Consider the following 15,139-nt stretch of genomic DNA (forward strand, 5'->3'; position numbering starts at 1 on the left):
ATCGAACATGGCCGCTACCTTTGCTCACAACAATTATCACGGCGCGATGCAACTCTTGCTGCTCTCTGTTCTCGAGAGCAACAATAATCAAATTCTCTCCAGCACCAGCACGCAGATCGACTATGGCGTAAACCCGATGCGCGATCCGTACACCAACTTCTTTGGGTCGGGCATGAACGGGTTGGGCGATGGCACGGTCCGGCACATAGACATCTATTGGCCAAATGTGGGCTCCGTAGCGATGATCATCGACGGCCTGCCGGACATCTCGTTCCAAAGCCTGCTGGCGACCGCCGACGCGGACGATCCGATGCATGCGCTGAACACACTGTTGTCGACGACAGATTGGACCGGCACCGGCGGCGTCTATGGCGAATCTTTTCTGGGCTTCTACGGCGCGGACTCCGTTTCGGGTGGGGACGGGAACGACGTCTACACGGCGTCCATGGGCTATGGGCAGGCCCGCGCGATCACCGATCACTTTGATGGGGGCGAGGATACAGATTACGTCGTCCTCAGCGAACTGACGACCGGCGTGATCGCAAACCTTGGGACCGGCATGGTCACCTTCTCCGAAGAGGTGTCAGGCACGGAATACGCGCGCACCCTCACCCTTAGCAACGTTGAGGAACTGGCTGGAACACGGTTTCGGGACAAGATCACGGGCAGCGAAGGCCATGATCTGTTTTTTGGAAATGGCGGACGGGATGTCATTCGCGGCGGCGCAGGCAGCGATACGATTTCGGGTGATGGCGGAAACGATCGGCTCTTTGGGAACGACGGAAACGATTGGCTGTCCGGCAAGCAACGCAAAGACAAGCTGTTCGGCAATGCCGGGGACGACGAGCTCTTCGGGGATGCTGGAAATGACAAGCTCAAGGGCGACGCGGGGAACGACACCCTGTCGGGGGGCACCGGACGAGACAAACTCTTTGGCGGCACGGGAGATGACATTCTGACGGGTGGTCGGCATCAGGATACTTTTATTTTTGCCGCGGGCGGTCAGGACCAAGGGAATGACCTCATCCTCGACTTCCAAAAACGCCAGGACACAATCCGGTTCTCCGGTGGCGATGTCGAGGTCACCGTCACTCACCAGAACGGCGACACCTATCTTGATTACGACGATGGCTCGATCCGGCTTGTCGGGGTGACTTGGCTGGACGAAGGCGTGGTCGACTTCTAATCGGCGCCCAGGCGTTAGGCACCTCATCTGGCCTTATCAAAGCTTCAGGCTGGCCCTAACGCGAGCCAAGCGGGCAAGAGTACTCTCGGGGTCAAACAGACTGACCCCGAGGCCAAGATGACCACCCTGCCCCCACTCCCGACGACACCAGATGCCACCTTCGCGGCCTATGCCTCTTCGAATTTGGTCAACGCCGCGCTGGCCAATACGCAGCATACGCTAGACGTTCGCAATCCGGCGACAGGACAGGTCTTGGGGACCGCGCCCGCCAGCACGGCAGAGGACACAGCGCTCGCGGTTGATGCAGCCCAAGCCGCGCAGGCCGCATGGGCCGCAGTGCCCGCAAGAGATCGCGGCAAGCGCGTGTCCGCTGCCGCACGCGCTTTGGCGGAGCATGCGGAGCTCATCGCGCAGGTGCTGGCCCGCGAAACCGGCAAAGCCATCCGGACCGAATGCCGCGGCGAAGTCGCTGTTGCCTCTGACATCATGGATTTTTACGGCAACCTCGGGTCCGAGATCAAAGGCCAGACCATCCCCTACAACCCGCGCATGCTGACCATGACGACCCGCGAGCCCTTGGGGGTGGTCGCCGCCATTGTCCCGTGGAACGTGCCGCTCGTGCTCTTTGCGCTCAAGGTTGGGCCCGCTCTGGTTGCCGGCAATACCGTGGTGGTCAAAGCCTCGGAAGAGGCACCTTTTGCGACTTTCCTGATGGCGGACATCCTCATGCGCCATCTGCCTGCTGGAGTCTTGAACGTGATCAATGGCACGGGCGCAGAGTGCGGTGATGCCCTGACACGCAATCCCGACATCGCCAAGATCACCTTTACCGGGTCCGAAGCCGTGGGCGAAACTATCTACAAAATCGGGGCCAGCCGGATCATCCCTGTGTCACTAGAGCTTGGTGGGAAATCCCCCATGATTATCTGCGAAGACGCCGATCTGGACAAAGCCGTCGCGGGGGCAATATCTGGCATGCGTTTCACCCGCCAAGGGCAGAGCTGCACGGCCGCCAGCCGGATCTACGTGCATGAGAGCCTGAGGTCCGCGTTCATGGCGCAGCTCGAACAGGCGCTGAACGCGCTGGTCATCGGCAATCCGTTGGACGAATCCACCGACGTCGGCACGATCATCAACGCGCGTCAGATGGCTACGATCCAGCGCTATATTGCGCTGGCCGAGGGCACCGAAGGAGCAACTGTCAAACGCTATGGCACCCTGCCCAAAAGCGCCGATCTGTCGCCCGCCCTTTTCATTCAGCCGACCATCCTGATGGACCTGCCCGACAACCACCCCTGCGTGATGGAAGAAATCTTTGGCCCCGTCGCGGTTGTCCATAGCTGGACGGACTACGAAGAGGTCATTGCTGCAGCGAACTCTACGCACTATGGCCTAGCGGCAAGCGTTTGGACGCGCAGCCTCTCGACCGCCTTGGACAGCACCGCGCGACTGAACGCAGGATATGTGCAGGTGAACCAAAACCTGACCATCCAGCCGAACGTGTCCTACGGGGGTTTTGGCAGATCGGGGCTTGGCAAAGAGGCCTCGCTCGAAGCGATGCTGGAACACTTTACGAGATCAAAAACCATCGTGATGAATTTCGACTGACATGGATCATATCTTTATTCTGTCGGCGGCCACCTTGGCCGCCGGTTTTTTGCGTGGTGTCACCGGTTTTGGCTTTGGGCTCGCCGCTGTGCCTTTGTTCAGTTTGGTGGTACCGCCCCTGCATGCGGTCATCGTGATCGAAATTCTGCAGATCGCCGCCGCACCCTTTGACATTTACCAGCATCACCGGCGGATCGACCGCAAGGCGGTAGGTCTCTTGTGCCTCGGGACGTTGATCGGGGCGCCAGCTGGCGCGCTTCTGGCGACGCAACTGCCCCCCGATGTGATGCGCGTGGCAATTGCGGCGCTGGTATTTGTGGGGCTGTTTGCCTTGTTGGCCAAGGTTGCGATCCCCGATGGTCGCGGGCCCGCGCTTGGGACCGGCTGCGCTGCTGGCTTGCTCGCGGGGTTGGCCGCAATGCCCGGCCCGCCCGCTGTGGCGTACTTCTTGGGTCGTGGCGCGGACAAAGCCACCAGCCGTGCGTCTTTGCTGATTTACTTCAGTTTTGCCGCCGCTTTGGCGCTGCTGTTCATTGAGCTTGGCTCAGACGCCATATCCGTTGATCTGCTCTACATTGCGGCGGCCAGCTATCCGGCGCTGCTGATTGGAACCTATGCGGGCAGTCTGCTGTTCAAGCGGCTTGGCGACGGGCACTACCGCATGGCGGCGTTGGGCATCATGCTGATTTCTGCGCTGCTGACGGGGATCAAAGGGCTAAATGGTCTGCTGTAAACGCAAAACGGCGCGCAGTGTGACTGCGCCCCGTTTGTTTGCCTGTCGGGACAAGGTCAGGACTGCCCTTTCCATGGGACCAACCACGCCTCTGCCTTGCGCATAAAGATGTCGATGGCAAAGCCGATGATCCCGATCAGAACGATCCCCATGATCACAATATCGGTTGCTTGGAACTTCGACGCCGCAACAATCATCTTGCCCGCACCTTTTTCTGCAGCGACCAGTTCCGCCGCGACAACTGTACCCCAGCAGACCCCCATCGCCACGCGCGCACCTGTGAAAATTTCGGGCAGTGAATTGGGGACGATCACGTGGCGCAGCACCTGCCATTTCGATGCGCCCAACGAGTAGGCCGCATGCACCTTGGTGATGTTGACGCCCGACACCCCAGCCCGCGCCGAGATGATCATCACCCACAGCGCCGCAAGGAACAGGAGCACGATCTTGCCGTTTTCGCCGATGCCGAACCAGATGATCACCAGCGGGATCAGAGCCAAGGGCGGCACAGGGCGCATGAACTCGACAATTGGATCAAACCAACCGCGCGCCCATCCGGACAGGCCCATCGCGTAGCCCAGCGGAATGCCGATCAGCGACCCAAGCACAAAGCCTGCGAGAACGCGCCAGAGCGACCAGCCCACATGCTCCCACAGGGACACATTCTGGTAGCCATTCACCGCGATATCGACCAGCTGCGCGGCCACAGCTTCGGGTGGAGGCATCCAGATCGCCTCCATCTGCAAGCCGCTGTCGGGCGAGAAGTTGAGCGATCCTTTGCGCGTCATGGTCACCGAACCATTGGGAACCGAGACCGTATCGCCGGGGCTGATGGCCTGCCCCTCGACCAGAGTGACGGTGACATCCTCGCCGTCATTACGGGAGGCGGGGATGAGCACCGACCGCCAAGCCGCAACCGTCGCCACATCGCTGACGGCAAAGCCCGTGTCCGCTGCGGGCTCTGGGTCCGCAACATCCTCGCCCATTTCGTGGACCAGCACGCGGACCGTGCCGTCAGAGGTCGCTCCATCCGGCGCAGTGGCGGTGTAGGTGAACTCGGTTTGCCCCATGAAGGGGCCCGGCACATGGATCGGCACCAGCTTGGATCCGGTGAACGCGCCCCAAACCAGAAACACCACAACAACCGAAATCAAAGAGGCCATGCGATCAGGCCGCACCGCACTTTCATCGCCAAATGTCACCGTTTTCAACGAGGTGAAATCAGAGACCTTGGCCATGCTGGAGCGCGCCGCAACCACGGCAAAATACGCCCCGAAAAAGAGCGCGAGATAGACAGCTAGGATAACGAGACCGGTCATTTACTTGTCTCCTCCGCTCATGATTTCTTCTTCCATTTCCCAAATCATCCCGAGGATTTCTTTCTTGGTGTTTCCGAAATCAGGGTCCTCTTTGACCGTGCGCAGATCGGCCGTGGCCGCGCGGTCCGCAAAGGGCAGACGGTATTCACGGTGAATGCGCCCCGGACGCGGGGCCATGACGATCAGCCGTTCCCCCAGTAGCAGGGCTTCGTCCACGGAGTGGGTGATCAGGATGATGGTCTTGCCCGTCTTCTTCCACAGGTCCAGCACGAGCCCCTGCATCTTCTCTCGGGTCAGAGCGTCCAGCGCGCCCAAAGGTTCGTCCATCAGGATCACATCGGGATCGTTCGCCAGACAGCGGGCCAAAGCCACACGCTGCTGCATTCCGCCGGACAGTTCGTACACCGCCTTGTCCTTGAAGGCCCGCAGGCCAACCGTATCGAGCAGGTTCTCGACAATCGTGTTGCGCTCCGTTTCGGGCATGCCCTTCATCCGCGGGCCGAATTCCACGTTCCGGCGGACGCTCATCCATTCGAACAGCGCCCCTTTCTGGAAAACCATGCCGCGCTCTGCGCCCGGTCCGTTCACGGGTTTGCCGTTCAAGGTCACCTGCCCGTCCGTCGCAGCCAGAAAACCCGCAACGATGTTCAACAATGTCGATTTCCCGCAGCCCGACGGACCCAAAACGGACAAAAGCTCGCCCTTGGCGATGTCCAGCGACACATCCTTGAGCGCTTGAACATGCCCGCCGTCCGGCAGGTCAAACCGCATAGAGACAGACTCGATGCTCAAAGAAGACATACAATATTCCTTTGGGGGATCAGAGGTTTGGGCGCGCCAGATGTGGCGCACCCGTTTGGACCGCTTATTGTGCCGCCATCAGCGGACCGGTGTTCACCGAGCCTTCGTAGCTCTCTAGCGCACTGTCGATCGAGCCTGCCTCCACGAAGACATCCGCGACGCCCTTCATGAAATTCTGCGCGCTGCCCCCGAGCCATTTCTCAGAAAGCTGCTCTTCGATCGAGGGGAAGGTGAAGGTCGAAATCGAAGCTTCGGTCGCCTCGACTGTCATGCCGGATTCGGTTGCGATCTTTTCCAGCATCTCGGGCGACTGGGTCTCGTTCCATTCGGCGTTCGCCGCAGCGGTCACACTCAGGAACGTGGAGACCAGCGCTTCGTTCTCGACGATGAAATCCGAAGGCGCGGTGGTCACATCAAACACCAAGATACCCAGCTCTTCCTTCTCGGCGCCGGTTAGCAGCACATTGCCGTGCTCTTTCATGCGGGTCAGGCCACCGCCATAGCCGCAGGCAAAGTCGACCTCGCCCTGCGCCAGCGCAGCTGCGCCATCGGTCGGGGGCATGTCGACTACAGTCAGGCTCGACAGGTCGACGCCAAAGTGGTCCATCTGACGCAGGAATCCGTAGTGCGCGGCGGTCCCGATCGGCACGGCAACCTTCTTGCCCGCGAGCTCGCCTGCGCTGTCCTTGTCGATTTCCAGCTCGGTCGCGACGACGCAGTTATCATTCTCAGAATAAGACACAGCCACGTCGATCACCTGCAGCGGCTGGCCTGCCGAGGCTGCGACGACAAAGGGCGGCACCCCTTGGGACACCGAAATCTGCACATCGCCCGAGGCCATCGCCGCCGACATCGCGGTGCCGGTTTCAAACGACACCCAGTTCACGTCCATCCCCAGCGCCTCTTCATAAGCACCGTCCGCCTTGGCCGCGAGGAACGGCATCGGCCACTCGAGGAAGTAGCCAACGGTCAGCTCTTCGGCGGTGGCGGCTTGGGCGCTCAGCAAAACGGCGGCGCCGGTCATCAGTTTGGTGAGGGTCTTCATGGTCACTCTCCTTGTTGGAACGCTCGGTCATCTGCTGGACCGATGCGATTGGGGTGATCGGCGACGGCACATGCTGCACCTGCACGGCCCGCCTTGACCCAAGTAAGAGCGCCCCAGCCCCAACGCTCAACGGCGGTGGCCAACTGGACATATGGCTATGCGGCGACTGGCCCTACTCACGCTGCAAATTTGGGCACACCGTGGGATCAACCCTGCGCCTTGGCCCTTCGAGTCGGACGCAGAGCACCCCCTATTCAACGCACGCCTCCGGAGCCCGAACGTGACACAATCGTTTTCTACCAATGACTTCTCGGACGTCATCGCCGCTGACAAAGCCCATGTGTGGCACCACCTGACCCAGCACAAACAGTATGAGTCCACCGACCCGCGCATCATGATCGAGGGCAAAGGCATGCGCCTGTGGGACGCCACAGGGCGTGAACATCTGGACGGTGTGTCGGGCGGCGTCTGGACGGTGAACGTGGGTTATGGGCGCGAAAGCATCGCCGATGCGGTGCGCGACCAGCTGGTGAAACTGAACTACTTTGCCCAATCCGCAGGTTCGATCCCAGGGGCGCAGTTTGCAGAGCGCCTGATCTCGAAAATGCCAGGGATGAGCCGCGTCTACTACGTGAACTCGGGCTCTGAGGCGAACGAGAAAGCTTTCAAAATGGTCCGCCAAATCGCGCACAAGCGCTACGGCGGCAAGAAGCACAAAATCCTGTACCGCGAGCGTGACTACCACGGCTCGACCATCTCGACGATCTCGGCCGGTGGGCAATTCGAGCGCAACGCGCAGTACGGTCCCTACACCCCCGGCTTTCTCGAGGTGCCGCACTGCCTTGAATACCGCACTCAGTGGGACGTCGAAAACTATGGCGAGCGCGCCGCCGACGCCATCGAAGAGGTCATCCTGCGGGAGGGGCCGGACACCGTCGGGGCGATCTGCCTAGAGCCCGTGACCGCAGGCGGCGGCGTCATCACCCCCCCCGTGGGCTACTGGCAGCGCGTCCAAGAGATTTGCCGCAAATACGACATCCTGCTGCACATCGACGAGGTTGTCTGCGGCGTTGGGCGCACGGGCAAATGGTTCGGCTACCAGCACTACGGGATCGAGCCGGACTTCGTCACGATGGCCAAGGGCGTGGCCTCTGGCTATGCGGCGATTGCCTGTCTGGTGACCAACGAAAAAGTCTTTGACCTGTTCAAAGAGGACGCCACCGACCCCCTCGCCATGTTCCGCGATATCTCGACCTTTGGCGGTTGCACGGCTGGTCCCGCCGCCGCTTTGGAGAACCTGCGCATCATCGAGGACGAGGGCCTGCTGGACAACACCACCGCCATGGGCGATCGCCTGATGGCCAACCTGAACGCACTGGCGGACAAGCACGCCGTCGTCGGACAGGCCCGCGGATTGGGGCTGTTCTGCGGCCTAGAACTGGTGTCCGACCGCGCGTCCAAAACGCCCGCGCCAGAGGCTCAGGTCCAAGCCGTCGTCGCCGACTGCATGCGCCAAGGGGTTATCATCGGTGCGACCGCCCGCGCCATTCCGGGATTCAACAACACCCTCTGCCTTGCCCCCGCGCTGATCGCAACAGCGGACGACATCGACGCAATCACCCACGCAATTGATGAAGCTTTGGGCAACGTCTTCGGCTGACCAAAGCGAAAGCCCAGCTTTGATTGCGCACTCGGAACTGGCCTTCTAGCGTTAAGGCCAGTTCTTTTGTGTCGTAGGTCCAGTGCATGTCGATCCCCCCTGAAATCTTTATGCTGCCGCCCCACAGCGAGGCGACACTTCAGCAGCAAATCCAGCAGATTGTGTCGGATGCGATCATGTCAGGCCGGTGCGTCACAGGGGAAAAGATGCCATCCTCGCGCAGGCTGGCGGCGCAACTTGGCGTGTCCAGAATTACTGTAACTTTGGCCTACACAGAATTGGTTTCAAACGAATATCTCGTTTCGCGTGACCGCTCTGGATACTTCATCGCGGACACCGCTCCCAAGCGCCCCAGTTTCCGCGAGGTCGACAAAAGCCAGAGCGGCGGCGTTGACTGGGATGGCATTCTGGCCCGCCGTCCTCAGCCCCGCCAGAACATCGCACGGCCGCCGAACTGGCCCGACTTCAAGTACCCGTTTATCTACGGCCAGTCCGACCCAGAGCTTTTTGACCACCGCAACTGGCGCGACTGCTCTCTGCGGGCTGTGGGGCGGCGGGACTTCGACACCCTGACCCGCGACCACTACCAGCGCGATGATCCGATGCTGATCGAATACATCCTGCGCCACATCCTGCCCCGTCGCGGCATTCGCGCTGAACCGGATGAGATCCTCGTCACAATGGGCGCGCAAAACGCCCTTTGGATGATCGCGCAACTCCTGCTGTCCGAGGGGCAAAAGGCCGTGGTCGAGAACCCTTGCTACCCCGGCTTGCGACAGATCTTTGACCAGATGGGGTTTGTGGCGTCCTCGATCGACGTGGACGAAGACGGGCTGCCCCCGGACCAGATTCCCGCAGATGCGAACTTGGTCTTCACCACCCCCAGCCACCATTGCCCGACCAACATCACCATGCCCTTGGACCGTCGGCTTGCTATGCTAAAGGGCGCTCTGCGCGACGGCTACATCATCGTCGAGGATGACTACGAGTTCGAGATGTCCTTTTTGTCATCGCCTGCGCCCGCGCTCAAATCGCTCGATCAGGCAGGGTCGGTGATCTACGTCGGCTCGTTCTCCAAATCGGTCTTTCCCGGCCTGCGTCTGGGCTATGTGGTCGCCGCCCGCCCGATGATCGAGGAAATGCGCAAGCTGCGCTCTGTCGTCTTGCGCCATCCCCCCAGCCACATCCAGCGCACGGCGGCCTACTTCCTGTCTTTGGGCCACTACGACGCGCAGATCACCCGCATGGCCCGCAGCTACGCCAAGCGCCGCGCTGTCATGGAGGACTGCATCAAGGGTTTTGGCCTGACCCTTGGCACGCGCGAAGTGCACGGCGGCTCGTCCTTCTGGATGCGCGCGCCAGAGGGCGTGGACACGATGAAGCTGGCGCTGGACCTGCGAGCCGACAGCGTCTTGATCGAGCCGGGCAATGCCTTCTTTGCCCGACGCGCGCCCGATGCCTCGCATTACCGGCTGGCCTATTCGTCGATCGACTCTGGCCGCATTCGGCAAGGGTTGGAACTGGTAGCCGAACGGCTGGACGAAGGCGCCACCTGACTGGGGTTTAGCCTGTCTTCGAATGCCGCCCCAAAATCTGATAGCCCTGCCCCGCAAGGCCAAAGAATTGCCGCGGCAAGCCTTCGCCCGCCGTGTCCAGCGCTGTTGCCAAGGTCAAAATACGGCGTCCCCAGAGGGCAGACCACCGGTGCGGATCAACCGCCTCTCGACGTGCGGACAAGGCATTCAGGTCGCGGATCAGACGATCCTCTGTCTTGGTGATCAGCCCACGCCCCGGACGGGGCAGCGCCATGATGCACAGGACCACCGCAATCGTACCACCAATCATCGCCGCACCTGATCCCAGAACCACTGGCAGAGGGGCTGCAGCCGCTCCGGCCTGACTGGCCAGCATAAAGCACATGTTCGCATCTAGCGCGTAAGTCGCGGTGCGCGGGTTGGCGCGGGCAATCGCCCCCACAGCGACAAACGGCAGCAGACCCAGCACGAGCGTCACCCAATCCGTCACAAACGGCTGCACCCCAAGGCGATAGAGGACCCCCGCGCTTGCCCCTGCAAAAACACCAATCACCAGCTTTGGCGCAATATTTTGCGGGACGGGCATCGACCCGAGCACAAGCGAAAAGATAACCATCGAGAACGCCGTCAGCTCTCCGATAAAGCTGCCCGTCAGAATGAACAGAGCGGACCCAACAAGGCCCCCAGCCGCCGCCAGAAGTGCTCCGCGAAGCGCGAGCGCCGGATTGTTTGGCGGCACCAGCTTGCGAAAGTCTCGGCCAGAGGGGGCGACGGATTGCAGATCTTCGGATGCGATCTGCAGGGCCCGCTGCGCCTCGATCAGACGGACGACTGCGGGAAACAGCGCTTGCGCCGATGTCGGTTCAGGACGGTCTGCGTGGGTGTCCAACGCTTGGATCGCGAGCTCTCGTTGCTCGGGGTCTTCGCTTGCGGCAGTCGCCGCCTCGAGCAGGCCGAGCCCTGCCGCCAAAATAGCGTCTAGCGCCGCCATCCGGCGATACCCGTCTCTGGACCCAGCAGCCACGAGCCGCGCACGCGCCTCGAGCGCTGCGCCCTGACCTACGGTTTCAGCGACCGCTGCATCCAGTTGGGCGTCCGAAGCATCTGCATCCAGCAGCAAGCGCGCCGTGCCGATAAACCGCTCGGCCAGATCAGCGCCCGCTTTGCGAAAGCTTTGCTTGTCTGCATGGGGTGTGAACGGGGCAACGAACACCGCAATCGACAAGCCCCCGATCAAGGTGCATAGCAAACGGTCCAGTGCCAAAGTGATTTCGGCGCTGGGGTCGAGCATCGCCGGCACAACGACAACACCCACCGTGATCGCACACATTAGGGGCATATAGCTGCGGACACCGGACCATAGATGCACCAACGCCGCCCCAAGGGCCACGAGCGCCGACATGCCGATCCCTGTCACCCACGGCGACGGCGACACCGCCAGCAACGCAAGCCCCGCCGCACCGCCAACGATTGTCCCGACCAGCCGCCACAGCGCCCGCTCCATCGTGACGCCGCGCCAAGGTTGGGCCACCACCCACACAGGCATCGCCGCCCAGAATGCGTGATCCACCCCCAGCGCCGTCGCGACCACAAAGGACATCCAAGCTGCCATCCCAAGGCTCGCCGCGCGCGCCCAATCCGACCGTGTCATCCAATCCACCTTTCCAGCTCCGGCATCCTGCCCGAGTAAATTTAAATTCGTTTGTTCGCGTCACCTGTCGCGATGCGTTGCAATATTGCGCTCCAATTGGTCGAGCAGCCGAAGGGTCGCGTCGATGTCCGCCTCGGCGATCCCGTCGAACAGAGCGCTTCGCAGGGCGCTAAACCGCGTTGAAATCTGTTTTAGGCAAGCGCGCCCCTCGTCAGTTGCGCTGATCAGCTTGGCCCGCCGGTCGTCTGGGTCCTCTGTCCGGCGCACCAGCCCTTTGGACACCAGCATGTCGAGCGTCCGCACCAGTGTCGGCCCTTCGATGGCCAAGCGGTCGGCCAAATCCTTTTGCCGGAGCGGCGTCTCCTGCCGCGCCAAGTAGCGCAGCGGCAGTGAGGTCGCATCGCTCAGGTCGTTTTCGGCAAAGACGGCGTCCATTGCCTTGCGATAGCGGCGGGACACCATGACCAGCTGAAAGCCAATGTCCTCTCGGTTTTCGCTGTGTCTCACGGGGCGCTCCATATTTAGGTAGCTTTGCTATCTATTTCATATGGATCAATATAGCAAGGCGCTGCCGCGCATGGCCTCTATGACGATTGCGCAAGCCGCAGCACAGATATCGGATCGCAAAACGGAAAAAGGCTGGCACCTGTCGGTACCAGCCCTTTTAAACCCCATTCCCCAACGGTCAGTTCAGTAGGCCTAACACCCACGCCAGAACCACCGCACCGGTCGCCAAACCAGCGATTCCCATATAGAGGCGGCGTGTGATTTTGCGCTGCAGGACCATCATTTCCATACGATCATAGCCGTAGTGGCGACCGAATTCCTGATAGTTTCCACCATATTGGCTTCGCACCACGGCAATGTGCCGCGCGGGTCCGGGGCCTTTGTCATAGTGATCGCCGTACATGGTCGCTCCTGATTGCCTATTGGGTTCAGTTTCGCAAAATGCACGCCAAAGGAGAATAATCTCTTAACGGCAGCTAACGTTCGCTTTGGGATGCGGCGATGTACCCTTATGGGCACCCTGCCCCGTTCAGTCGCATAGATATGCGAGTCGCAGACCACCCCAGTGGCGTCCGTTGACGTAAATGGGCGCAGAGACGTCCTTCATCATGCGGAATTCGCCATTGCCCATGTCGCGGCGATAGGCCTGAAGCAGGAACGGACGCGTGCTTTTGCCCGCCGCCAAGCCGACCCGGTCGTCAAAGATTCGACGGTTGCGCGAGTTTGCAGTGTTCCACTCCACATCCCCAAAACGCTGGGGGTGGCTAAATTTCAAATTGTGGGTCGGAATGTAGCCGTTGCGGTCGATGGACGCGCAAAACACCACCTTGTCCGAGAACTTGAGCAGGGGCTCTTGGAAGCTCGGCAGGATCGAATCCGTCAGATGCGTAAAGCGGGTCATGTGCTGAATCGGCGCGGTACCTTCGATCTGGACATAGTTATCGTCAAAGAGATCCCGCTCCGTCGCCCTACCCGCTTTGACCGCAGCATTGAGCGCTTCGGTAATCTGCGCCGCATAGGTTTTAACGGCATCGATATAGGGCGTGTCATACGTCTCGACCCCCAGCTGCGCGGACAGCGCCGTGAGGGTTTCAGCGTCGTCTGTGACCTCGAGCAAGGCGTCGTTCGCCTTGGCAAGGCTACCTGCGGATTGCTCCACGTTTACGATCAACTCGTCGATGTCCTTCTGGGTCGCCACGATCGACTGGTCGATGGTGCCAGAGGCCGTCACGATATCCTGTTGTGCGACCCGCACCTTGCCAAGCGTCAAGGGGATGGCGTCGATTTCGCCCTCTACGCCGCTGGTTTTCTCGCTGATATCCCCGGCCAAAGCTGTGGCGCTTTCCGCATTGGCGCGCAGGGCCCCAAGCTCTTTGTTAAGCTGCTCGATAGTTTCGCCGATCTCGGCAGTCGCCTGCCCGGCTTGGTTCGACAGTTCCTTGACCTCGCCCGCGACCACCATGAAGCCTTTGCCATGCTGCCCTGCGCGCGCCGCTTCGATCGAAGCGTTCAGCGACAACAGGTTGGTCTGACGGGATATGCCAGCCACATGGCGCGAAACCTTGGCCACCTGATCCAGTGCCGCCTGCAGACCATCAAGCTGCCCCGCGATTGCAGTGACTTGTTCAGTCAGGCGGTTCACGTCGGCCACCATGGCGCTTAGGTTTCCGCTGGTCGACGCCATGCGCCCCTCGGCCTCTTCAGAAATCCCCAAGGCGCGCTGAGCAGCAGAAGTGACCACGGCGCTCTGCTCGGACATCCCGAGGGCGCGATTGTGGATTTGCCTGAAGCGTTCGCTCTGTTCTTGGACCCGCGCGGCGGTGTCGTTCACATCCCCAGACACTTCGGCGATTGCGACACTCAGGGTTCCGACGCGATTTGCAATCCCTGCGATCGCAGACTTATCCTGCTCGGGCTGTTGCGGAGCGTGGTCGGCTGCGTTTGGAAACACCGCGATTTCGGCCATGATATCCCCCAGATACTGCCATTTTGGTTCTATATTGGACGAACGACATATCGCGCCAAATCTATAGGACCATTCATCGATGGGATGGGTTTGGGACAGAGGGATAGGTTTGCGACATAAATTTTGGATAGCCTGCCGCGTGTGCGGGTTGGTAGGCTCGTGCTTACAGCGCATATGGGATTTGGCCAAAGAGGCTTCAGAGCTTGGGCTGAATGTCTTTCGCCGCGACTAACTGAGGAAACCGTGGCTCTGTAAAGATGTTAGAATTGGCAGGACCAGCGATTTGCCTGCCCTGCGGGACACGGCCAATGCGACGGATGGTGAGCGGTGCAAATGGCCGTCGCCTTCTGCAGTCTATCAAGAGCAAAGCAGCGTCACGGGCGCGGGTATCCTCTGATTTTCAACTTACAGCGACTGGACGCTCCAAGTGTACCGCTCACCGGAGCAAAGATCGTACAAGGCCCAACCAACACGTTACTTCTTCAGAAAGTCTATCAATGCGCGCAGCGCGGGCGGGGTCTGACGGCGGCTTGGATGAAAGAGGCTGATGCCGTCGAAGGGTGGGCACCAGTCTTGGAGCACAGCCTCCAATCGCCCAGAGGCAAGGTCATCTGCCACATCCTCTTCCATATGCAGGCTAACGCTCTCTCCACTCCGGACAAGCGAGAGCGCAAGGTCGACGGAATTGCAGATCAGCCCGCCCTCGACGCGTTGCCGCAGCTCGCGCCCGTCTTTTTCGAACTCCCAAGGGCTGATGCTGCCGCTACTTAGGTTGTGGTAAGCGACGCAGCGGTGATTGCGCAGATCGCGCGGGTGTGTTGGGCGCCCGTGGCGGTCCCAGTAATCCGGCGTCGCCACCACGAGGTGCCGCAACGGCGGACCGACGCGAATGGCAATCATGTCTTTCTCTACGTCGTCGCCAAAGCGCAACCCGGCGTCGAACCCGTCGGCCACGATGTCCTGTAGTTTGTCGTCCACCGTCACCTGCACCGTGATTCCGGGATGGGCCACGAGGAAGGCTGGCAAACGCTGCGCAAGAAAAGTCGAGGCGATCCAGTGGAAGGTCGTCAGGCGCACGATCCCTTCGGGCGTGTCGCGAAACGCAGCAAGCGCCTCCAACCCCTCCTC

13 protein-coding genes are annotated in these 15,139 nt (G+C 60.8%); 5 read left to right on the forward strand and 8 right to left on the reverse strand.

The genetic code is table 11. The annotated features are described in order from the left end of the window. Nucleotides 1-7: 7 nt before the first annotated feature. The 3 genes from BM225_RS03015 to BM225_RS03025 all read left to right on the forward strand — a co-directional run bounded on the left by BM225_RS03015 (nt 8) and on the right by BM225_RS03025 (nt 3,527). Nucleotides 8-1,186, forward strand: coding sequence for a calcium-binding protein (locus BM225_RS03015; RefSeq protein ID WP_072706890.1), 1,179 nt, complete (start codon nt 8-10; stop codon nt 1,184-1,186). A gap of 117 nt (nt 1,187-1,303) precedes the next feature. Beyond that, nucleotides 1,304-2,794 carry an aldehyde dehydrogenase family protein gene (locus tag BM225_RS03020; protein WP_092463826.1) on the forward strand — a complete coding sequence of 497 codons (1,491 nt, stop codon included), beginning with the start codon at nt 1,304-1,306 and terminating at the stop codon, nt 2,792-2,794. A gap of 1 nt (nt 2,795) precedes the next feature. Continuing rightward, nucleotides 2,796-3,527: a sulfite exporter TauE/SafE family protein gene (locus BM225_RS03025; protein WP_072706892.1), complete on the forward strand. Its 732-nt coding sequence runs from the start codon at nt 2,796-2,798 to the stop codon at nt 3,525-3,527. 56 nt (nt 3,528-3,583) lie between these two features. On the opposite strand, the gene BM225_RS03030 is transcribed toward BM225_RS03025, so the two are convergent. From BM225_RS03030 to BM225_RS03040, 3 genes are all read right to left on the reverse strand, one after another. After that, the gene (locus BM225_RS03030; RefSeq protein ID WP_072706893.1) at nt 3,584-4,846 is read right to left on the reverse strand and encodes an ABC transporter permease; all 1,263 of its coding nucleotides are present in this window, start codon (nt 4,844-4,846) and stop codon (nt 3,584-3,586) included. Beyond that, nucleotides 4,847-5,647, reverse strand: coding sequence for a taurine ABC transporter ATP-binding protein (locus BM225_RS03035; RefSeq protein ID WP_072706894.1), 801 nt, complete (start codon nt 5,645-5,647; stop codon nt 4,847-4,849). Between the two features lie 64 nt (nt 5,648-5,711). Then, entirely contained in the window at nt 5,712-6,692 is a 981-nt protein-coding gene (locus BM225_RS03040) for a taurine ABC transporter substrate-binding protein (RefSeq protein WP_072706895.1), read from the reverse strand. A 280-nt stretch (nt 6,693-6,972) separates the two neighbouring features. Between BM225_RS03040 and BM225_RS03045 the strand changes: the two genes are divergently transcribed. Next, nucleotides 6,973-8,352 (forward strand): aminotransferase family protein, encoded by a 1,380-nt coding sequence (locus BM225_RS03045; RefSeq protein WP_072707250.1) that lies wholly within the window; start codon nt 6,973-6,975, stop codon nt 8,350-8,352. 86 nt (nt 8,353-8,438) lie between these two features. Then, nucleotides 8,439-9,908 (forward strand): MocR-like pyridoxine biosynthesis transcription factor PdxR, encoded by a 1,470-nt coding sequence (pdxR, locus tag BM225_RS03050; protein ID WP_072706896.1) that lies wholly within the window; start codon nt 8,439-8,441, stop codon nt 9,906-9,908. A gap of 7 nt (nt 9,909-9,915) precedes the next feature. On the opposite strand, the gene BM225_RS03055 is transcribed toward pdxR, so the two are convergent. From BM225_RS03055 to BM225_RS03075, 5 genes are all read right to left on the reverse strand, one after another. After that, entirely contained in the window at nt 9,916-11,538 is a 1,623-nt protein-coding gene (locus BM225_RS03055; protein WP_072706897.1) for an FUSC family protein, read from the reverse strand. 60 nt (nt 11,539-11,598) lie between these two features. Then, nucleotides 11,599-12,045, reverse strand: coding sequence for a MarR family winged helix-turn-helix transcriptional regulator (locus BM225_RS03060; RefSeq protein ID WP_177218566.1), 447 nt, complete (start codon nt 12,043-12,045; stop codon nt 11,599-11,601). Between the two features lie 178 nt (nt 12,046-12,223). Further along, complete coding sequence (locus BM225_RS03065; protein ID WP_072706899.1) at nt 12,224-12,448, reverse strand: hypothetical protein; 225 nt, start codon at nt 12,446-12,448, stop codon at nt 12,224-12,226. 126 nt (nt 12,449-12,574) lie between these two features. Further along, nucleotides 12,575-14,011 carry a methyl-accepting chemotaxis protein gene (locus BM225_RS03070; RefSeq protein ID WP_083595698.1) on the reverse strand — a complete coding sequence of 479 codons (1,437 nt, stop codon included), beginning with the start codon at nt 14,009-14,011 and terminating at the stop codon, nt 12,575-12,577. Nucleotides 14,012-14,485: 474 nt separating this feature from the next. Beyond that, nucleotides 14,486-15,130 (reverse strand): LysR substrate-binding domain-containing protein, encoded by a 645-nt coding sequence (locus tag BM225_RS03075; protein WP_181950666.1) that lies wholly within the window; start codon nt 15,128-15,130, stop codon nt 14,486-14,488. Between the last annotated feature and the right edge of the window lie 9 nt (nt 15,131-15,139).

The organism is Donghicola eburneus (genome assembly GCF_900115865.1).
Lineage (GTDB): Bacteria > Pseudomonadota > Alphaproteobacteria > Rhodobacterales > Rhodobacteraceae > Donghicola > Donghicola eburneus.